The following is a 20,092-nucleotide window of genomic DNA, read 5'->3' as shown; positions in this document are numbered from 1 at the left end:
GTCTATTCCTCCTGCACCGTAAACGGTTCAAGCTGCCCATCTTCTCGTAAAATAAATTCCATTTGTTTTTCAACTTGCTGTAATTTGTCGTGACAAAACTTCGATAATTTCATGCCCTCTTGGAAAAAGTGAATCGCTTCCTCAAGGGGAACGTCCCCCTCTTCTAACTTTTGCACAATGTCTTCAAGTTTGCTCATCGCTTCTTCAAACGTCATACGTTCTCCTCCTCAATGTCAGAAACAATACAATGCGCGCGCCCGTCTTGAAAACGGATATGAACTCGAGCTCCTGTTTCCAGTTGTGTCACTGTCTTAATGAGTTTGTTTTGTTCATCGTATGCAAGACTATATCCTCGTTCCATAATTTTTAATGGGCTAAGCGCGTCGAGCTTCGCCATCGTTGTTGCAAGCGACCACTTCTTTTGTTTAATCACATCGCTCATGTTGCGAACGATTGTTTGTTCTAACGTACGAACACGGTCAGTCGCTTTTTCGATTCGTGATTGCGGATGCTGGGCCAATAACGTCAGCTGTAGTTGCTGAAGTTTGTTTTTTTGTTGTTTTAACATATCGTTCATTTGCCGTTGCAATCGATCAACAAGCATATCTAGTTGCTGCTCTTTTTGTTCATAAAGTCGCTTTGGATAGCGAAAAGCATATGATGAACGTAACGATTGAAGCCGTTTTTGTTCCATATTCATTCGTTCTTTCATTGCTCGAATGAGACGCGCCTGTTGATCAGACACACGGGAAAGCAAATCTGCAACATGTGGCACTGCAAGCTCCGCTGCTCCAGTTGGCGTCGGTGCACGCAAGTCGGCAACAAAGTCAGCAATCGTGTAGTCCGTTTCATGCCCGACAGCAGAAATAATCGGAACGCGCGAGGCAAAAATCGCCCGCGCCACAATTTCTTCATTAAACGCCCAAAGTTCTTCAATCGAGCCACCACCGCGTCCGACGATGAGCACATCAATATATCCCATGTCATTCGCTTTTTGAATCGATTGAACGATCGATAACGAAGCTTGTTCCCCTTGAACGAGCGTCGGAAATAAAATGACTTTTGCTAGCGGATAGCGGCGACGAATCGTCGTTAAAATATCGCGAATCGCTGCCCCGGTTGGCGATGTCACAACCCCGATATGTTGTGGAAATTTTGGGATTGGCTTTTTATGCTCTTTTGCAAATAGTCCTTCTTGTTCCAGTTTCTTTTTTAATTGCTCATACGCTAAGTAAAGGGCACCGATCCCATCCGGCTGCATCTCTTTGACATATACTTGATACGTTCCACTCGGCTCGTATACGGAAATTTCGCCGCGTACAAGTACAGTCATTCCATTTTCGGGCTTAAATGTAAGCTGACGATTATATCCTGCAAACATAACCGCTTGAATGCGGGCTTGTTCATCTTTTAAAGTAAAATACATATGTCCGCGCGAATGATATGTAAAATTCGAAATTTCTCCTTTAATCCATAAATCTTGTAAATGGGGATCGACTTCAAATTTTCGCTTAATGTACTTCGTTAACGCCGCAACAGTTACATACCTCATGTCTGTCACAAAAATAACCTCGCTTATTTATGTTGCTCACGTGCTGCTTGTACAGTATTGTGCAACAACATCGTAATCGTCATCGGTCCGACACCTTTTGGCACAGGGGTAATGTAGCTTGCTATTTGTTTTACATCATCAAAATCGACATCCCCACACAACTTTCCATCTTCTAATCGATTAACGCCGACGTCGATCACAATTGCTCCTTTTTTCACATATGAAGACGTGATCAGCTTCGGTTTGCCGACCGCAACAATTAAAATATCTGCTTGGCGTGTGATCGCTTCTAAATCGTTTGTGCGTGAATGACAATACGTTACCGTCGCATGTTCACGTAAAAACAGTTGGCCGACAGGTTTACCGACAATGTTACTACGTCCAACGACAACGACATGTTTTCCTGCAATATCAACTTGCAAAGATTGCACCATATATAAAATACCATACGGTGTACAAGGTAAAAATGTTTGTTGTCCCGTCATCATTCGTCCAATATTGAGCGGATGGAAACCATCGACATCTTTTTCTGGTGCGATCGCTTCAATCACATGTAATTCATTAATTTGTGGCGGTAGCGGCAATTGAACTAAAATGCCATGTACTGAGCCGTCTTCATTTAGACGAGCAATTTGCTCTAACAAAAACGACTCGGATATGTCGCTTGGAAAAGTCAGTAAAACTGAACGAACCCCAATTTCTTCACATGCTTTTTGCTTCGCTTTCACGTACGATTGTGAAGCAGGATGATCTCCAACGAGAATAACCGCTAGTGATGGAACAATACCTTCTCGTTTTAACTGCTCGACTTCTTTCGCTAATTGTGCTCGTTTTTCTTTTGCTAATTCAAAACCGTTAATGATTTGCGCTGTCATAAACCCTTCTCCCCCTTATTCTTTTAAGACAATGTTTCTTTTATTTTTGCAAGTACGCCGTTAATAAAGCGACTTGATTTTTCGTCACCGAATACTTTGGCTAATTCAATAGCTTCGTCCATACTTACACTCAACGGAATATCATCCATATATTTCATTTCGAATACAGCCATGCGCAAAATGGAACGATCGACATTTGCGACACGCTCTAACGTCCATTTTTCTAAATGTTGGCGCAATAAATCATCGATTTCTTTCTGGTGCTTAACTACGCCAAAAACAAGCATCTCCATAAACGGATCTGTTTCTTCTTCAATGACGTTAGCAACCGCTTCGTGTGGTTCAATGCCTCCTACGTCAATTTGAAACAACGCTTGTAACGCTTTTTCCCTTGCTGTATGCCGTTTCATGACCAAAACCCTTTCTATCATATTGTCGAAAATTATATCATGATCATACCATATTTCGACGAAAGAAAACACTCACACATTGAAAAAGGGCGATCTCATAAACGAGATGGCCCTTTTTCTTTACTCGACTTCCGTCTCTACTTTCGGTGTTTCAAATTGAACGCCAACAATATGGACGTTCACTTCAGCTGTTTCTAATCCTGTCATCGTCAACAATGCCTGCCGAACATTTTCTTGAATTTTTTGCGAAACAGTTGGAATAGATACACCAAAGTTCATCACACAATAAATATCAATGACAATGCCACGATCTGTTAAATCGACTTTTACGCCTTTGCCGTGATTTTTTTTACCTAATCGCTCAACGACACCAGCCGCAAAATTACCGCGCATTTGCGCTACTCCTTCAATTTCAGAAGCGGCAATGCCTGCGATCACTTCAATGACTTCCGGCGCAATTTCTACTTTACCTAAACTGTTATGGCCATTTTCCATTTCTAATACGTGTTCAGACAAACAAATCCCCTCCTTTATCATTAAGAGTTCATTACATCGTATGTTTCTAAAAACTTTGTATTAAAGTTTCCTTCGACAAATTTTTCGTGCTCAAGTAATTTTAAATGAAACGGAATTGTCGTATGAACTCCTTCAATGACAAATTCACTTAAGGCGCGTTTCATACGCGCAATCGCTTCTTCACGCGTCGGTGCATGAACGATCAGTTTAGCAATCATCGAATCGTAATACGGCGGAATCGTATAGCCTGAGTAAGCGGCAGAGTCCACTCGCACACCAAATCCTCCTGGCGGCAAATACATTTGTATTTTCCCAGCCGATGGCATAAAGTTTTTCGCAGGATTTTCCGCATTAATTCGGCATTCAATAGACCAGCCGTTGAACGTCACATCTTCTTGTTTCAACGTTAATTTCTCACCAGATGCTACGCGAATTTGCTCTTTAATTAAATCGACACCTGTTACCATTTCCGTCACCGGATGTTCAACTTGAATGCGCGTGTTCATCTCCATAAAATAAAACTGACGGTTGCGGTAGTCGTAAATAAATTCTACCGTTCCTGCCCCCGTATATTGAACTGCTTGCGCTGCTTTGACAGCTGCTTCTCCCATTTTTTTACGCATTTCTTCATCAAGTACAGGAGATGGCGTTTCTTCTAACAGTTTTTGTAAACGACGTTGAATGGTACAATCGCGCTCTCCAAGGTGAATGACGTTTCCATATGAGTCTGCTAGCACTTGAATTTCTACATGACGGAAATCTTCGATGTATTTTTCAATATATACCCCTGGATTTCCAAACGCTGTTGCAGCTTCTTGTTGCGTGATCGTAATTCCTTTAATGAGCTCTTGCTCATTTCGAGCGACACGAATGCCTTTTCCACCGCCACCTGCAGTTGCCTTAATAATTACAGGATACCCGATTTCGTTCGATAGCGCAATTGCTTCATCGATGCTTTCAATAATTCCTTGTGAACCAGGAACAATCGGAACCCCAGCTTGTCTCATCGTCTCACGCGCAACATCTTTTGTACCCATTTTTGTAATCGCTTCCGGACTTGGTCCGACAAACGTAACGTTACATTCCCGACATAGTTCGGCAAAATCAGCGTTTTCAGCTAAAAACCCGTAGCCCGGATGAATAGCATCACATTGAGTTAACGTCGCTACGCTCATAATATTTGTAAAATTTAAGTAGCTGTCTTTAGACGTTTTTGGACCGATACAATATGATTCGTCTGCTAATTGAACATGAAGCGCTTCGCGATCCGCCTCAGAAAATACAGCAACCGTCTCGATACCAAGCTCTTTGCACGCCCGAATAATCCGAACAGCAATTTCCCCACGATTGGCAATTAACAATTTTTTTATCATCACGATCGCTCCTTTATTCAGGCTTCACAAGGAATAAAGGTTGTCCATATTCAACGAGCTGACCGTTTTTCACGAGCACTTCTACGATTTCCCCATCAACTTCCGCTTCAATTTCGTTAAATAATTTCATTGCTTCAACAATACATACAATCGTATCTTTTTTCACTTTATCGCCAACTTTTACGTACGGTGCAGCATCTGGTGATGGCGCTGCATAAAATGTACCGACCATCGGCGATGTAATCGTATGTAAGTTTTCTGCTGCCATAGCTTGTTTTTCCAGCTTCACTTCTTCTTTCACTTCCACCTTCTCCACAACTGGTGCCACCGGTGTTTGTTGTTGAGCGACAGCTATTTGCGGCACGTCCACTTTTGGTGAAGCAACAACAACCTGTTCAGCTGCTCCAGCTTTTTTCATTTTAATTTTTGATCCGTCGTGTTCATACACAAACTCGACAATGTTTGATTCGTTCACTAATCGGATTAATTCGCGAATTTCTTGGATTTTCAACATTGACTTACACCCCTCGCCCCATCATTTGTAGAAAAAGATTATACAATACCATGATACGACACACCTTTTCCATTATTCAATAAAATGATAAGAAAATGTTAGAAAATTTATATCTGGTCATAAAAACAATTATTATTATATAGTATTATAAAATTTATTTTCAACCGAAAAAAAATAACCGGCTTACCGGTTATTTTTGGAAACGAACAGCTACATCTTGCACGCGGCCAAGTTCACTTTGAACGAGTTGGATAATTTCATTCGCTGCTTTTTTCGAATGTTCTTTTGCTTTCACTGTAATATGCACTTGATTTTCGTGAACGCGAACAAGAGCATCGTCATATCCTTTCGATTTAATTAACGTTTCTAACACCGCTTCTTTTTCTGCAATATGGGAAAGCTGTTGCAACTGGTCAATCGCTTTGCTTTTCTCTTCGGCAGATACGTTATTGGAAGCGACAATGGCATTCAACTCTTGACGCAATTTGCTTCGCTCATCTTCAATTTCGAGTCGAAGTGCTGTAAATAAATCGTCACTTCCAGTATTCGTTTGTTCGACAGTCACATCTTGCTCATTTACGATTTCTTCTTTCATCGCTTCATCTGTCGGTTTTAAGCCTTTTTCATTGTTTGCCTCTTCCTCTTGGTCAAACGCTACTTGCTCTGTAAGCTGAGGACTTGTTACATAATACACCGATAAGACGACAACTAAACTAAACATTGTTAACAACCAAACTGTTTGCTTTTTCAACATATGTTCTCCCCCTTACTTTTTTGGTAAAACAGCAACGCGATGACTCGGAACGTTCAACGTTCGCGTCACAGCTTCGACAATCCATTTTTTCACTTGCACTTGATCAGCCCCTTTAGCAACAACAAGCACACCTCGAATTTCTGGTTTTTTCGTTTGCAAAACGAGAGGTGTTTCTTCGTCTCCTTTGCGGACGATGACAATTTTTTCGTCTGTTGATTCATCTTCAATTTGACGTTTTCCACCTTCTTTATCTTCTTCCATCGTTCGTTTTTTTTGAATGATTGCATTTTTTTCAAGTACGTTTTGTTCTGTGGCATCGACATTTACGATTACTTTTACTTCACCAACGCCAACAATCGCCTCAAGCGCTTCTTTTAGTTGTTGTTCGTATCGTTTTTCATAGTCGGAAATTTGTTTTAATTTTTTCTCTTCATCTGTTTGACGAAATACAGCTTGAGTTGTTTCTTGCTGAACTTGTTTTGAAGAAGAGGAGTTAAATACATTGCTAAAGATCATAAATGACAAACCGAAAGCCAAAAGGATTGCGATTAGTCCGTTTTTTTCAATCCATTGTTTCACCCCTCCCTACTCCCTCCTTTCTAGGTGAATCGTGATCGTTTGTGGGTCTACTCCCCACATGTTTGCTAAAAAGCGAGCGAGGTCATCATGTTCATTTGTTATTTGTGGCGATGACTCAATGCGAATCGGTTTGACAACAGAACTTGTTTCTTCTGCTAATTCAACCGTAATCGCCTCAATCGGAGGGGGGGTTTTTTCCGTCTCCCCGATCGTTAATGAAATATCCGTCACCGTTAAACCATATGTGCGCATCAACTCCTCAGCCGCTGTGTTCTTTAGCTGGACAGCCATTTGTTCTAAAATATATGCACGTTGTGAGGCTTGTATTTCTTTTTTCTTTCTTTCAATGTCATTTTCAAGCGTTTCATTTTGTTGGTGTTGAATCGAAGCGAACCACGTATCTACATTTCCATGAAATAAACGAAGAAGCGGTGAAAATAAAATGAAAATAAACAGTAAACCGACAACTATCTTTACATATTTTTGGAATGATCCGTTTGGCAAAATGAGATCAATGATAACGGCTAGCAAGATGAACGTAATGAGATGGGAAATCCATTCGGTCAATAGTCCCACAGCTTCTATTCTCCTTTCAGCGAACCATCATCGTTAAATTTCCTGCTGCGATAATGACGGTCATACTTAAAAAAAACATAAGCGATACGATCATTAGAGCAACGAGCACATACATGATACTTTTGCTCATTATGCTCAAACAGGAAATGACGATGCCTCCTCCCATCGGCTGTAACATCGCAGCGGCTATTTGATAAATAAGAGCAATCACTAAAATTTTGATCGCTGGAAATGCCGCAATAAGAAGTAATAAAGCGACCCCAAATAAACCGACTGTATTTTTTAATAAGACAGACGCGGTGACAACGGTATCTGCCGCATCCGTAAACATCCTCCCGATAATCGGGATAAAATTTCCTGCCACAAATTTAGCTGCTCGTATCGCCACTCCATCCGCAATTGCGGTTGTCGCTCCCTTGACCGACAATACACCGAAAAAAATCGTCAGCATTACACCAAGTGAACCGACACTAATGTTGCGCAACAAATCCGCCAATTTGGTTACTTTATAATGTTCGCTTAATAAACTAACGATGCTTAAAATTGTCGCTAAAAACAAAAGTGGTAATGAAAAATGTTCAACGATCGTTCCTGTTATATTCATAAAAAACAACACAATTGGGTGAAAAAAAGCTACGGATACAACACCACCAGACGACGCCATCAGCGCAAGTAAAATGGGTAAAAGGGCAATCATAAAACTCGTCATCGTTTGAATGGCTTCTTTCGCATACGTCACCGCAACATGAAAACTATTTAGCGCAATAATCATTAACACCATATAAACAACTGCATGTGCGACTTTACTGACAGCATGATGTGAAAAAGCGTTTTGTAACGATTGTAAAAATAAGCTAAATATCGTTAATAAAATAAGTGTCCCAAGCAATTTTCCATTCGCCATCAGCTCGTACAATAAAAATTTTATAAACGCCCGCAACCATTCACTGAGCGATAGTTCTTTTTCGCCATGAATAAACTGCCAAAAGGAACCTTTTTGACTTTCTGGCAATAGACCACCATACTGTTGAACAATATGATCCCAATATTGTTTCATCGACTCAACTCCAACTTGTTCCGCCTGTTGTTTCACTAGTTCATTCGTTGTTGGTGAAGCTTGTACAATAGAAGGCAAGAAAAAAAGAAGAAAGAAAAATAAGATGGGAGCGCGCTTCATGTCATCACCCCTTCATCGGAAGAAAGCTTAAAATCGTTTCAATTAAAGCTGTTAAAATCGGAATCGCCATTGCTAAAATTAAAATTTTTCCACCTAGTTCAATTTTTCCAGCGATCGCTCCTTGGCCGGCATCTTTTGAAATTTGTGCACCAAACTCCGCAATATAAGCAATGCCGATAATTTTCAAAATCGTTTCGACATACACCGTTTGAACGTGTGCTTCGTTCGCTAGCGTTTGAACCATGCGAAAAATGTCTTGAATGCGATCAATTAAAAATAAAAAAATAACTGTTCCAACAAAAACGGTTAACAAAAGTGAGATATTCGACTTATGTTCGTTTAAAATCGTCACTAAAAACGTTGCAATAAGTCCGAGTCCAACAATTTGCAAAATATCAATGAGCATTCCCTCCTAACTTTGAAACAAAAAAACAGATTTAATTTTTTGGAATAAGTCTTGAACGATCGAAATGACTAAAAATAAAATATAAATAAACCCTAATAATGTAACCCATTGTGCATATTCTTTTTTTCCAATCCCTTCTAATACAGCGTGCAAAAAAGCAACGACAATGCCTACACCAGCAATACGAAAAATTAAATCTACGTCAACGCCCATTTTAAATGTCCTCCTCTATATGAGTAAAAGCACGATGAGAATGCCCGTTAATACACCTAAACTTTTCATCATTTTTTCATAACGTTGTTGTTTTTCGATGGCATCCCCTTCTTCTCTCTCTAAATGCACCATCGTTAAACGAATATAATTTTGTTGAATTTCATGATCGTATTGTCCAAGCGTCTCGCCAAACTGTTTCATAATCTCCAATTCACCTTCTTTGAAGGCAGTCATTTTCCACACTTCATGCAAACTTTCTTCCCATGCTTGACGAGCATTCATCGTTCCTTTTTGCAACTTTTGCGCAAACGATTCAAACAACCATGATAACGGTTTTGATAGCTGTTGAGATAATCGAAACGCAGCGTCCATTAACGGCGTATGCCCGTACATAATTTCTGCTTCAAGTGACTGCAATGCCATTTTTAACTGGCGCAATTGTCTTGTGCGCTCGCGTAAAAGTCGCGACGCTTCAAAACCTGACCATGTTGTCGCCAATATAATGCATATTGCTCCAATCCATTTCATTTACATCACGCTCATCTTTCGATATATATCGCGACCGTTTGCATCTCGAACGGCTTGAATCGTTCCAGGACGTCCGATATTCGTCAATTCAACAAATCGTTCAAATACAGCTTGTTCTATAATTGGGCGCAGCGATGGGCGCTTGATTATATCGTCGAAATGGTGTCCATGCGCTGTCATAAATAAGCCCACTCCCGCATGAACCGCTTCTAAAATCGCAGTGCAATCTGCCTCACTTCCGATTTCATCAACGATCAATACATTTGGGCTCATCGAACGAATCATCATCATCATTCCTTCTGCTTTCGGGCACGCATCGAGCACATCGACACGATAGCCGAATGTAAATTGCGGAATGCCTTTCACACAACCAGCAATTTCTGAACGTTCATCGACGATGCCCACTTTTTGAGGTGCAATCTGCCTCTCTTTCACTCCAATGCTTACGATGCGTGCAATATCGCGAAGAATCGTTGTTTTTCCTGTTTGAGGCGCTCCGATAATCATCGTATTAAGCCATCGTTTGTCGTATAAGTAAGGAAGAAGTGGCTCAGCCATGCCGATTTGTTGCCGAGCCATCCGAATGTTAAATGATGTAATATGTCGGATCGCTTTTACTTTTCCGTCTTCTGTAATTACTTTTCCGGCTAAACCGACTCGATGCCCACCTTGAATCGTGATGTAACCTTTTTTCAACTCTTCTTCGATCGTATAAAGGGAATATTGGCTTAGTTTATTTAATAGTTCGATGCCTTCTTCCATTTGTACAACATGTGGACATATGTACGACCTCCCCCCAGCAATGACTTCCAACGGGCGATGAATGCGAATGCGAATTTCTTCGATCGTAGAATGGGAACGAGTAGAAAACGATTGAATGGCATGCACGAGCGTTTTAGGCAACATATCAAACACCGCTTGCATCTTCTTCCCTCCTTCATTTCACGACATAAATGCCGATCAATATACATATAACTCCCGCACCGATCCATACGAGCTTAAACAATGATAGTTCATTCGCCACCGCAACAAGCCCAATCATCATAACAACGAAAAAAATCGTCGGACCGACAACAGCAAGCAATGTATTGATCGCAATCGCCTTTTTTACATCATTCAGCGACAACATGACAATTGCTGCGCTTAATTCAATCGCCGCAGATAAAAACCGTAAACCCGCCATCGTCCAAACAGTTGCATCAATTTTCATCGCATCCTCCTTGTACAACGGTGCTAGTACAACGTATGCGAAAATGGGACAATTCAGAAGTACAGAAGGAGGGAATTTATAAAAAATGAAACCTATCCCGAAAAATTAATTTTCTAAAAATATTTACAAAAAAAAAAAAAAAAAAAGTAAAATGTTAATTGAAATTTAAAATTTAAGGATCCTGGAGGTGCTTATATGTCTTTAAACCAAATTTCATACAAACTAGGTATCACTGAAAAGGCAAATAGCCTTTATCATGAAATTGACAGACGAATAACAACTCCTATTTCTAATGCTATTAAAGACTCTTTTGGAATTCCTACAGCTACTGGTGCAGGTGGAAGTTATGTTTACAGTAAATATATTCAAAAAGCATCTACAAAAGTCGCAGTAAAATCTACAGTTGGTGGAGGAGTAATATCAGCATTAATGGAGATAGGGGTAAGAAGTGTTAACAACTTATATAATGCCAACAAAGATATTATCCGAGGTTACAAGTAGGTGTAGCAATTGAAATGGACATATTTACTTATAATAATATCATGTGTTATCTTATCAATTCCAATTATCCGTCTTATTTTAGAAAAGGTGAGTAATTCGAATATACGTTCAAAAACTATAGATATATGGCTTTTTCTCAACTTGCCTATCGCCCTGTATGTGTATTTTCTTTACATTAAGCACACAAATAAGCTTCCTTTAACACATCTTTTAATAATTGAAGTTTATTTTCTACTTTTGATTACTCTGTTCATCGCTAGTGCTATAAAAGGAGGCATTGCCAAAAAAATGATCCAAATCTGGAGAGATATATGGAAATAAAAACTGTTGTATATGATCCAAAGGATTTACCGATTTACAACGTTGGTGCATATTCCATAGTTACTGGAAAGACATACCCCTTGATACCGGAAGGGGATATATGGATATTAGAGTTGACAGACTCCTTGAAAACAGAGCTAAAACTCTATCAAATACTAATTAACGATCAATTTTTTGTCCCAGATCCCACAAAAAAATGTGTTATACGGGATAAAACTATTGTATCCGTTCTAAGTGAGACCCAGGATATGAGTATGTCACCTAAAATTGATCAATTTTCTTTATCAAAAAGTATCTCTATAAATAAAGAGGAAAAAACAATATATCCATTAAAACAGTCTTTAAAATTCAACTCTTTAGATCAGCGTTTACACTGTGTTTGTAGGCTAAAAAATGTAAAAATCGATTTTCCTATCGTGGTAAAAATATATAATAAAAATCAGTTCTTATATATTTTTGATGAATGGATAGAAAAATCGGACTCACACAACAAATTTGAAAGGACATTTTATTTTAGTGTAAATACTACACAATTCTCAAGTGGACTCTGGAACATTGAATTAGAAACTCCTTGTGAAAGATATATTTCGCAATTCGAGTTCTGCTGTTTTGGTTACACTTGGTCATCATCTAGCCTTTTTGACACAATTATTTAAGGACATCAAAAACATATAAAAGAAAGAGGTGCCCCATTTGCTTTAGGGGCGCCTTTTTCCATTACGCGCGTGATACGTATGTGCCGTCTGTTGTGTTAATAATTAACACATCGCCTTCGTTGACGAAGAACGGTACTTGAACGACAAGACCTGTTTCTAACGTTGCTGGTTTGGAGCCACCTGATGCCGTATCACCTTTAATGCCTGGCTCTGTTTCAACAACTTTTAACTCAACTGTATTTGGCAATTCGACACCAATCGTTTCGCCTTGATACATCATAATAAATACTTCCATGTTTTCTTTTAAAAACTTTAATTCATGTTCAATTTGTTTTGCAGGTAGTTCAATTTGTTCATATGATTCCATATCCATGAACACATGTTGATCGCCGTTTGCATATAAATATTGCATTTTGCGGTTATCAATTTGCGCTTTGTTTACTTTTTCACCGGCGCGGAACGTTTTTTCTTGAATCGCACCTGTGCGCAAGTTACGAAGTTTTGAGCGAACGAACGCTGCACCTTTTCCTGGTTTCACATGTTGGAATTCGATGACGCGCCAAATATCGCCGTCAACTTCAATCGTTAAGCCTGTACGAAAATCGTTTACTGAAATCATGTTCATTTCCTCCTACGTCTATAAAGTAATGAGATCTTTTGGTGAAAGAGTGAGCCGCTCATTGCCGTTTTCTGTAATGACGATGTCGTCTTCGATGCGAACACCGCCTAATCCTGCTATGTAAATGCCTGGTTCAACCGTCACAACCATTCCCGGTTGTAGCACTGTATCCGAGCGCATCGAAAGCGCTGGCATTTCATGCACTTCCATGCCGAGCCCATGACCTGTGGAATGTCCGAAATATTCCCCAAATCCGCAAGCAGAAATGTAATCACGTGTGAGCGCATCTGCCTCTCGTCCTGTCATCCCTGGGCGAATGTGTTCAACACCGCGAAGTTGGGCTTGCAATACAACATCGTATATGCGCTTTAATTCGTCGCTTATCTCTCCAACGGCAACCGTTCTCGTAATATCGGAGCAATATCCTTTATAATATGCGCCAAAATCAAGCGTGACGAGCTCTCCTTGTTCAATGACTTTCTCTGTCGCCACTCCATGAGGTAATGCTGAGCGCACACCAGATGCAACGATGATATCAAACGATGAACTTGTCGCCCCATGTTTGCGCATAAAAAATTCTAACTCATTCGCCACATCAATTTCACGCACACCAGGGCGAATAAAATCAAGAATATGGCGAAAGGCGGCATCGGCAATCTCGGCTGCTTCCTTTAATATCTTAATCTCTGCTTCCGACTTAATCAAGCGTAACTTTTCAACTACGCCTGAAATTGGAACAAGCGTTGCTTTGATCGCTTTTTCATATACTGAAAACGTTGCATACGAAAGATCGTCTTGCTCAAATCCAAGCTTTTTAATGCCTAAGCGCTCGACTTGTTTGGCTACTTCTTCAATGAGCGTTTGTGTATGTTGAACAATTTCATACCCTTCAATTTGTCTTGTCGCTTGTTCGACGTAGCGAAAATCGGTAATAAATACGGCATCCGTTTCGCTAATCAAAGCAACACCCGCCGTTCCTGTAAAATTTGTCATATAGCGACGATTATAATCATTTGTAATGAGAAATCCGTCAATGCCATGTTCGGCGAATTGTGCACGAAGTTTTTGTACTTTATCCAATGTTATTTCCCCTTCCCTTCAACTATATCAAGCAACGCTAAAATCGCCAATCGATATCCGTTTACACCAAGCCCAACAATTTGTCCAGCCGTCACAGGAGCAAGAACAGATTGATGACGAAACGGCTCTCTTGCGTGAATATTTGAAATATGTACTTCAATAACCGGTGTTTGTATGCTTGCAATTGCATCACGCAACGCATAACTATAATGCGTAAACGCTCCTGGATTAAAAATGATTCCATCGTACAACGATTCCGCCCGATGAATTTGGTCAATTAACGCCCCTTCATAATTACTTTGATAACATGTTAATTCCGCCCCATATTCACCGGCAAATTCTGTTAATTGTTTTTCTAATTGAGCAAGTGTCGTATGTCCATAAATATGCGGCTCTCTCATACCGAGACGATTTAAGTTCGGACCGTTTAAAAGGAGGAATCGAACCATTCCCCCTCTCCCCCCTTTACTGATGAAAATACATATGGTTATTTTACCACATCGACCTGTTTTTGTCGCCTCATCTCTGCAACTTCAAATGAAATGGAATAACCGATAAACATTCCATATAAAATGTAAAAGCATACCATCGTGACAACCGTATTTCGCTCAAGTTGTGAAACAGCTTTTAACTGTGGAAAAATGGGATTTAATACGTAAAAAACAAGCACCCATAACCCGATGCCGAAAGCGACGCCTGGCCAAATGCCTTGACGATTTTTTAAAAAAGCATAGTACAGAAACGAAGCAATAACTGAAGCGAGCCCAATGAACAAAATCGCAATCGTCTGACCAAGGGCGCCGTCTTTCCAATCACCGATCGCCCACGGTTGCAAAATGAAATTTGGCGCTATTTCTGTAAAATGAAAAAAATAAGCACAGTATGCGAGGAAGCTCCAAAATACACCTCCAATAAAACCAATCAATGCAACTTTTGCTAAAACGGGCATTGGTTTTTCTCTTTTATTTTGTTCAAGTTGTGCGTCTTGTTTCGTTTTTGCTTGCACAGCAATCACCTCCGTTTTTATCTTGTCCAAAATGTTGGATCTCATGTGTATCAGCTCTCATTTTTGGCAACAATACAAATACAAACGATACATCGACCTAGAGGTTTTTAGCGTTTTCTTGTAGAATATAAGAAAAAAGAAAATAGGTTGGTGTCTTCTTATGAGTAAAAACGTATATGGCGGGCAGGCGGTCATTGAAGGGGTCATGTTCGCTGGACGTAATCATTCCGTCACAGCCATTCGGCGAAAAGACGGTTCGATTGAGTATTTCCACGTTCCACGCGAAACAAATAAAACGCTTGCTTTATTCAAAAAAATTCCGTTTCTTCGCGGCATTTTTGCAATTATTCAAGCAAGCGCGAACGGCTCGAAACATTTACAGTTTTCAAGTGAACGATATGATCTTGATCCAAATGAAGATGAAGCGTTGGACAATGAGGCTCCATCCAAATGGACAATGATTTTAGGTGTTGCGCTCATCGGGGTGTTATCGTTTTTATTTGGGAAGTTTATTTTTACGCTTATTCCTGTATTTTTGGCCGAATTAACGAGACCGATGTTCCCGTCGAGCACAGCACAAATACTCGTTGAAGGGTTTTTTAAACTTCTTTTACTTTTAGGGTATATTTACTTTATTTCGCTCACACCACTCGTTAAACGACTGTTTCAATATCATGGAGCAGAACATAAAGTAATTAATGCCTATGAAAATGGGTTACCGTTGACGGTTGAACATGTACAACGACAATCTCGTCTTCATTATCGTTGTGGTAGTAGCTTCATTTTATTTACTGTCATCATTGGCGTATTCGTTTACATGTTCGTCCCAACTGAACCACTTTGGGTGCGCGTATTAAATCGATTAGCGCTCATTCCCGTTGTATTAGGATTATCTTTTGAAGTATTACAAGTCACAAACGCGTTGCGACATGTTCCTGTGTTGCGCTCACTTGGCTACCCCGGCTTATGGTTACAACTATTAACGACGAAAGAACCGACTAATGATCAAGTGGAAGTAGCGATCGCATCATTTCAACGTTTGCTTGAGTTAGAGGGAGAAGCGACGAAACAGCAAGAAGAAGTGGTGTAATGATAAAGGAGGTGGATCGATTGCGTCGGCGCCCATTCCCGCTTATTACTTTGCTTATTGTATTCGCTATTTTTGGGTTTTCTTATCGTTTATGGAACGATCCGATTCAGTTGTTGAAACAAATATTTTTTATCATATGTATTGTGGCTGTCTTTTACGGTATATATAAATGGATACAAAGGCAGCGCTTTGGTCACTCGTATCAAAAAGCGGTAAAACAATCGAAAAAACTCCACCACCAAAAAACGAAGCCGACGTCGAAAAAGCAAACGCGCCCAACCGCTTTAAAGAAAAAACATGCCACACATTTAACAGTCATTGAAGGTAAAAAAGGAAAGAAAAAAAATCGGGCTTCTTTTTAACCCGATTTTCTTCTTTTAATACGTCCATGTTTTTAAAAATTGCTCTGTCCGTTCTTTTCCAAACAAAATAAGCTTCTTTTTTTCTTCATCGGTCATTGAAAAATCTGTGGCAACAATATGTTTGACTGGGAGAAAAATAATGTTTTTCTCATGACGGCGTGAAATGTATCGTTCATCATGCGCCTCGCGCATCGTTTGAAATAACGCTTCATATAAGTCAATTGCATTATGAATGCTCTTTTTTGCTTTTTGTGCCTGCCTCGCGCTTAGTTTTATGCCGAGAACGGGTCTTTTTTTTCGCTCTTCATCAAATAAGAAAATCGGAAAATTGCTTAACAACCCACCATCAACAACGATATGCTTCCCTTCATCTGTCTTTAGCCGTACAGGCTCAAAAAAATAAGGGATGCCGACGCTCATTCGGACCGCTTTTGCGACCGAAAAGCGAAGAGGATCAATGCCGTATTTCGGTAAATCGTCTGGCAAAATAAGCATCGTTCCATTTGTTAAGTCAGAAGCAATAACGCGCAATCGTTCATGAGGTAAATCGGCAAATGTACGCACTCCTTTTGTACTGAGCTGTTCAGCTATCCATTGTTCAAGCTTTTCTCCTTTATACAGCCCCATTTTCCAATAAAGTAAAAGCCATTTTAACCACGCATACGGAATGATCGTACGTCGTTCATCGAGAAAATCCATTAAATTCATATCGTCCATCATGTCTATAATTTCCTTGCTTGTAAATCCCGACGCAATAAACGAAGCAATAAGCGCCCCTGCGCTCGTACCGGCAAGCCGTTTAAAACGAAAACCTTTTTCCTCGATGGCCTCGTATGCGCCAACCAATGCGAAACCTTTCACACCTCCACCGGAAAAGACACCATCAATCTCCATGCTCTTCCCTCCCTCGCCATATATGTATGAAAAACGGGAGAAATTGAGCATAAAAAAACAAAAAAGAACAAGCGTTTATGCCTGTTCTTGCTCGTTTTGCTTTTGAATGTTGCGAAGCGCTTCAAGACGTGACCGATCTTCTTCAAAGTACTGTACTAAGTCACCAATACGATCAATCGCATTCCAGCTTAAATGATGTTCGATTCCCTCAACATCGCGATAAATGTTTTCTTCATTGACGCCAATCAGGCGCATAAATTGTTCCAGTAGCTCGTGGCGATACACAAGCCGCTTACCGATTTTTTTTCCTTTCGGAGTCAGTACGAGCCCTCGGTATTTTTCATATACTAAATATTCGTCTTTATCAAGCTTTTGAACCATTTTTGTCACAGAGGAGGGATGAACAGATAACGCTTCAGCAATATCCGATACGCGAGCGTATCCTTTTTCTTCGATCAATATATAAATTTGCTCAATATAATCTTCCATGCTTGGTGTTGGCATATATGTCCCTCCTAAACAAACATCCGCAATCATTATGATTATAACATGTTTACCAAGCATGACAACTATTTACGTAAAATATTCAATTGTTGCTTCGGGAAAAAATTGTGCAATATAGGAACGAATCGTGTCATTTAGCCGATTGGCTTCTTCATCTCGGTACACATATTTTCCGATCCCGTATCGTCCCCATTTATATTTTCGTTTTGTTTCATCAAGATCTAGTTTCGTCTTCGGATACCGTTTTTGAATGACTGTTTTCGCTGGTTTTGTGAAGCGATGTTGAATTAATTCAAACGTTACGCCCGTTAAGTCGATATCTTGTAAATTCGCATGTAATCGTTCAAATAGTTCAAAATATCCTTCTTCCCAGCCGTCATGCATGTAAATTGGTGCAACGATAAAGCCGAGCGGATAGCCAGCGCGTGCCACTTTCCGTGCCGCCTCCAACCGTCCATCAAACGAAGACGTCCCCGGTTCAAAATTTTGAATGACATAACGTGAATTGATGCTAAAACGAAAACGTGTTTTTCCGTTATGTTTCGCATCAAGCAGATGATCAACATGTTCATACTTTGTGACAAAGCGAAGGCGTCCATATTCGGTTGTACCGATAAATTCAATCGCTTTTTTTAACGCATGCGTCAAATGGTCGATGCCGACAATATCTGACGTACAAGCGGCCTCAAAACGCGTAATTTCCGGGGCACGTTCATCAATATATTTTTTCGCTTGGGCAAAAATATCATCAAGATTGACGTACACACGAATGTAAGGTTTGCTTCCGAGTGTTGTTTGTAAATAACAATAATGACAATGACCCATGCACCCTGTCGCAAGTGGAATAGCATATTCTGCTGACGGTTTAGACGTATCAAATTTTAATGTACGGCGAACACCGACAACAAGTGTTGATTTTGCATTGCGGTATTGTTGCAGTTCGTTATCCCCTGGAATACCACGAACTTGGTTGTGGGATGTCGTTTCGCGAATGTCGATATGCATATGTTTAAATTTCTCATACAACTCTTGGCCAAGTGGATAACGGAGCGCTTCTGGCTCAAAATAAACGAGTTGCGGAATAAACGGCTTCATACAATCACCTCAATGTTAGTATGTTTGATTGTCATGAGGTGATGAAATACAATTTTTGTTATCATTCATAATGAAAAGGAACGGAGATTTCCCGTTCCTTTTTCCATCACAAACCACATTTTAATTGCGCACCGCAGCTTGTACATGTGTTGCAGCCACCGATTTCTTCGACCGTTCCTTCGCGGCATACCGGGCAAATGTTGCCGACTTCTGAACCGATCGTAACGTCTGTCGCCCGTAAATCTGGAATCGTTTCGACGATTGCAACTGCTCGTTTTTTCGGTTCTTCTGGAAGAAGCTCAAGTTGCTCTTCGATCGCATGTTCTTCCGCTTTTAATGTCAATACTTGCGCATCGCGGCTACCATCGACATATACTGTGCCGCCTTTTGCGCCACCTCTCCATAATCGTTCGTACACTTTTTGCACTTGTTCGACCGTATAGCCACGAGGTGCGTTCACCGTTTTCGAAAGGCTAGAGTCAACCCAACGTTGAATAATGCATTGTACATCCGCATGCGCTTCTGGCGATAAATCCATCGCGGTTACAAACCAATGCGGTAAATTATTCGGATCCGCTTCTGGATGTTTGTCCAAATATTCTTGAACGATATCCGCCTTTACTTCAATAAATTTACCAAGACGCCCACTTCGATAATAAGAAAAAGAAAAATATGGCTCAAGTCCTGTAGACACGCCGATCATGGTTCCTGTGGATCCAGTCGGAGCAACCGTTAATAAATGCGAGTTGCGAATGCCGTACGTTAGAATATCTTGTCGAATATCGTCTGGCATGTTTTTCATATAACCGGTGTGAATAAACGCTTCACGCAATTTCATCGTTTCTTCTTCTGTTTCACCGACTAAAAACGGAAAGCTTCCTTTTTCTTTTGCGAGTTCAATCGACGCACGATACGCCGTTGTCGCGATCGTTTGAAACAGCTCGTCCACTAACTGATTGCCTTCTTCGGAGCCGTACTCTTTTTCACAATAAATGAGCAAATCAGCTAGTCCCATGACGCCAAGACCGATGCGGCGCTCGCCAAGCGCTTGCTTTTTATTTTCCTCAAGGAAATATGGCGTGGCGTCAATGACGTTATCTTGCATACGGACGCCAACTTCAACCGTTCGTTTTAACTTTTCATAATCAACGACTTTCTTTTCTTTATCGACCATATTTGCCAAATTAATCGCAGCTAAATTGCACACAGAATAAGGCGCAAGTGGTTGTTCCAGCTTATGTTATCCTATCGGCTTTTTATCCGATAGTTCTAACGGTTCAT

General features: G+C 40.3%; 27 protein-coding genes and 1 pseudogene. 4 read left to right on the top strand and 24 right to left on the bottom strand.

The genetic code is table 11. From position 1 onward, the window contains the following. Window positions 1-2: 2 nt before the first annotated feature. The 16 genes from HNQ82_RS00835 to HNQ82_RS00760 all read right to left on the bottom strand — a co-directional run bounded on the left by HNQ82_RS00835 (window position 3) and on the right by HNQ82_RS00760 (window position 10,683). Complete coding sequence (locus tag HNQ82_RS00835) at window positions 3-215, bottom strand: exodeoxyribonuclease VII small subunit (RefSeq protein WP_032100006.1); 213 nt, start codon at window positions 213-215, stop codon at window positions 3-5. Next, window positions 212-1,552, bottom strand: a complete 1,341-nt coding sequence (xseA, locus tag HNQ82_RS00830) for an exodeoxyribonuclease VII large subunit (RefSeq protein WP_183246829.1) — start codon at window positions 1,550-1,552, stop codon at window positions 212-214. Before xseA ends, HNQ82_RS00835 begins: the two co-directional genes overlap by 4 nt. Window positions 1,553-1,575: 23 nt before the next feature. Further along, on the bottom strand, window positions 1,576-2,427 hold the full coding sequence (folD, locus tag HNQ82_RS00825; RefSeq protein ID WP_183246337.1) for a bifunctional methylenetetrahydrofolate dehydrogenase/methenyltetrahydrofolate cyclohydrolase FolD: 852 nt from the start codon (window positions 2,425-2,427) through the stop codon (window positions 1,576-1,578). Between the two features lie 23 nt (window positions 2,428-2,450). Further along, window positions 2,451-2,837: a transcription antitermination factor NusB gene (gene nusB, locus HNQ82_RS00820; RefSeq protein ID WP_032100009.1), complete on the bottom strand. Its 387-nt coding sequence runs from the start codon at window positions 2,835-2,837 to the stop codon at window positions 2,451-2,453. Window positions 2,838-2,957: 120 nt separating this feature from the next. Continuing rightward, a complete protein-coding gene (locus tag HNQ82_RS00815; RefSeq protein WP_032100010.1) occupies window positions 2,958-3,353 on the bottom strand; it encodes an Asp23/Gls24 family envelope stress response protein in 396 nt (131 codons plus the stop codon). Between the two features lie 20 nt (window positions 3,354-3,373). Then, window positions 3,374-4,726 carry an acetyl-CoA carboxylase biotin carboxylase subunit gene (gene accC, locus HNQ82_RS00810; RefSeq protein ID WP_183246333.1) on the bottom strand — a complete coding sequence of 451 codons (1,353 nt, stop codon included), beginning with the start codon at window positions 4,724-4,726 and terminating at the stop codon, window positions 3,374-3,376. Between the two features lie 13 nt (window positions 4,727-4,739). Next, window positions 4,740-5,240 (bottom strand): acetyl-CoA carboxylase biotin carboxyl carrier protein, encoded by a 501-nt coding sequence (gene accB, locus HNQ82_RS00805; RefSeq protein ID WP_183246331.1) that lies wholly within the window; start codon window positions 5,238-5,240, stop codon window positions 4,740-4,742. Between the two features lie 190 nt (window positions 5,241-5,430). Beyond that, complete coding sequence (locus HNQ82_RS00800) at window positions 5,431-5,994, bottom strand: SpoIIIAH-like family protein (protein WP_183246329.1); 564 nt, start codon at window positions 5,992-5,994, stop codon at window positions 5,431-5,433. Window positions 5,995-6,006: 12 nt separating this feature from the next. After that, window positions 6,007-6,573 (bottom strand): stage III sporulation protein AG, encoded by a 567-nt coding sequence (gene spoIIIAG, locus HNQ82_RS00795; protein WP_183246327.1) that lies wholly within the window; start codon window positions 6,571-6,573, stop codon window positions 6,007-6,009. 6 nt (window positions 6,574-6,579) lie between these two features. After that, window positions 6,580-7,149: a stage III sporulation protein AF gene (gene spoIIIAF, locus HNQ82_RS00790; protein ID WP_055440933.1), complete on the bottom strand. Its 570-nt coding sequence runs from the start codon at window positions 7,147-7,149 to the stop codon at window positions 6,580-6,582. A 16-nt stretch (window positions 7,150-7,165) separates the two neighbouring features. Beyond that, window positions 7,166-8,326: a stage III sporulation protein AE gene (gene spoIIIAE / locus HNQ82_RS00785; protein WP_183246326.1), complete on the bottom strand. Its 1,161-nt coding sequence runs from the start codon at window positions 8,324-8,326 to the stop codon at window positions 7,166-7,168. Between the two features lie 4 nt (window positions 8,327-8,330). Then, the gene (spoIIIAD, locus tag HNQ82_RS00780; RefSeq protein WP_183246324.1) at window positions 8,331-8,732 is read right to left on the bottom strand and encodes a stage III sporulation protein AD; all 402 of its coding nucleotides are present in this window, start codon (window positions 8,730-8,732) and stop codon (window positions 8,331-8,333) included. Between the two features lie 6 nt (window positions 8,733-8,738). Beyond that, window positions 8,739-8,945, bottom strand: a complete 207-nt coding sequence (gene spoIIIAC, locus HNQ82_RS00775; protein ID WP_032100016.1) for a stage III sporulation protein AC — start codon at window positions 8,943-8,945, stop codon at window positions 8,739-8,741. Between the two features lie 15 nt (window positions 8,946-8,960). Next, the gene (gene spoIIIAB, locus HNQ82_RS00770; RefSeq protein ID WP_032100017.1) at window positions 8,961-9,473 is read right to left on the bottom strand and encodes a stage III sporulation protein SpoIIIAB; all 513 of its coding nucleotides are present in this window, start codon (window positions 9,471-9,473) and stop codon (window positions 8,961-8,963) included. Continuing rightward, complete coding sequence (gene spoIIIAA, locus HNQ82_RS00765) at window positions 9,474-10,397, bottom strand: stage III sporulation protein AA (RefSeq protein ID WP_183246322.1); 924 nt, start codon at window positions 10,395-10,397, stop codon at window positions 9,474-9,476. Between the two features lie 13 nt (window positions 10,398-10,410). Beyond that, window positions 10,411-10,683 (bottom strand): YqhV family protein, encoded by a 273-nt coding sequence (locus HNQ82_RS00760; RefSeq protein ID WP_055440938.1) that lies wholly within the window; start codon window positions 10,681-10,683, stop codon window positions 10,411-10,413. A 195-nt stretch (window positions 10,684-10,878) separates the two neighbouring features. Here HNQ82_RS00760 and HNQ82_RS00755 point away from each other — a divergent pair, with 195 nt between their 5' ends. Both HNQ82_RS00755 and HNQ82_RS00750 read left to right on the top strand, forming a co-directional pair. After that, the gene (locus tag HNQ82_RS00755; protein ID WP_032100020.1) at window positions 10,879-11,184 is read left to right on the top strand and encodes a hypothetical protein; all 306 of its coding nucleotides are present in this window, start codon (window positions 10,879-10,881) and stop codon (window positions 11,182-11,184) included. Window positions 11,185-11,495: 311 nt separating this feature from the next. Further along, on the top strand, window positions 11,496-12,161 hold the full coding sequence (locus HNQ82_RS00750; protein WP_183246320.1) for a hypothetical protein: 666 nt from the start codon (window positions 11,496-11,498) through the stop codon (window positions 12,159-12,161). A gap of 61 nt (window positions 12,162-12,222) precedes the next feature. Here the strand turns inward: HNQ82_RS00750 and efp are convergent, their stop codons facing one another. From efp to HNQ82_RS00730, 4 genes are read right to left on the bottom strand one after another with little or no spacing between them, the layout of a single operon-like run. Next, a complete protein-coding gene (gene efp, locus HNQ82_RS00745) occupies window positions 12,223-12,780 on the bottom strand; it encodes an elongation factor P (protein WP_004889583.1) in 558 nt (185 codons plus the stop codon). Window positions 12,781-12,798: 18 nt separating this feature from the next. Continuing rightward, window positions 12,799-13,860 (bottom strand): M24 family metallopeptidase, encoded by a 1,062-nt coding sequence (locus HNQ82_RS00740; RefSeq protein WP_183246318.1) that lies wholly within the window; start codon window positions 13,858-13,860, stop codon window positions 12,799-12,801. A gap of 2 nt (window positions 13,861-13,862) precedes the next feature. After that, window positions 13,863-14,309 (bottom strand): type II 3-dehydroquinate dehydratase, encoded by a 447-nt coding sequence (gene aroQ / locus HNQ82_RS00735; protein ID WP_183246316.1) that lies wholly within the window; start codon window positions 14,307-14,309, stop codon window positions 13,863-13,865. 38 nt (window positions 14,310-14,347) lie between these two features. Further along, the gene (locus tag HNQ82_RS00730) at window positions 14,348-14,911 is read right to left on the bottom strand and encodes a YqhR family membrane protein (protein ID WP_183246314.1); all 564 of its coding nucleotides are present in this window, start codon (window positions 14,909-14,911) and stop codon (window positions 14,348-14,350) included. Window positions 14,912-15,026: 115 nt separating this feature from the next. Here HNQ82_RS00730 and HNQ82_RS00725 point away from each other — a divergent pair, with 115 nt between their 5' ends. After that, window positions 15,027-15,956, top strand: coding sequence for a DUF1385 domain-containing protein (locus HNQ82_RS00725; protein WP_032100026.1), 930 nt, complete (start codon window positions 15,027-15,029; stop codon window positions 15,954-15,956). A gap of 20 nt (window positions 15,957-15,976) precedes the next feature. Next, window positions 15,977-16,318 carry an SA1362 family protein gene (locus HNQ82_RS00720; protein ID WP_055441051.1) on the top strand — a complete coding sequence of 114 codons (342 nt, stop codon included), beginning with the start codon at window positions 15,977-15,979 and terminating at the stop codon, window positions 16,316-16,318. 15 nt (window positions 16,319-16,333) lie between these two features. On the opposite strand, the gene HNQ82_RS00715 is transcribed toward HNQ82_RS00720, so the two are convergent. From HNQ82_RS00715 to HNQ82_RS00700, 4 genes and pseudogenes are all read right to left on the bottom strand, one after another. Then, window positions 16,334-17,212, bottom strand: a complete 879-nt coding sequence (locus tag HNQ82_RS00715; protein ID WP_183246312.1) for a patatin-like phospholipase family protein — start codon at window positions 17,210-17,212, stop codon at window positions 16,334-16,336. Between the two features lie 75 nt (window positions 17,213-17,287). Further along, entirely contained in the window at window positions 17,288-17,716 is a 429-nt protein-coding gene (mntR, locus tag HNQ82_RS00710; protein WP_183246310.1) for a transcriptional regulator MntR, read from the bottom strand. Window positions 17,717-17,785: 69 nt separating this feature from the next. Next, complete coding sequence (gene splB / locus HNQ82_RS00705) at window positions 17,786-18,811, bottom strand: spore photoproduct lyase (protein ID WP_183246307.1); 1,026 nt, start codon at window positions 18,809-18,811, stop codon at window positions 17,786-17,788. 106 nt (window positions 18,812-18,917) lie between these two features. Then, window positions 18,918-20,042: pseudogene (locus tag HNQ82_RS00700) on the bottom strand (vitamin B12-dependent ribonucleotide reductase); the annotation flags it as partial. Between the last annotated feature and the right edge of the window lie 50 nt (window positions 20,043-20,092).

This window comes from Anoxybacillus tengchongensis (assembly GCF_014201585.1).
Lineage (GTDB): Bacteria > Bacillota > Bacilli > Bacillales > Anoxybacillaceae > Anoxybacillus > Anoxybacillus tengchongensis.
This window is presented reverse-complemented; position numbering and strand designations above follow the sequence as displayed.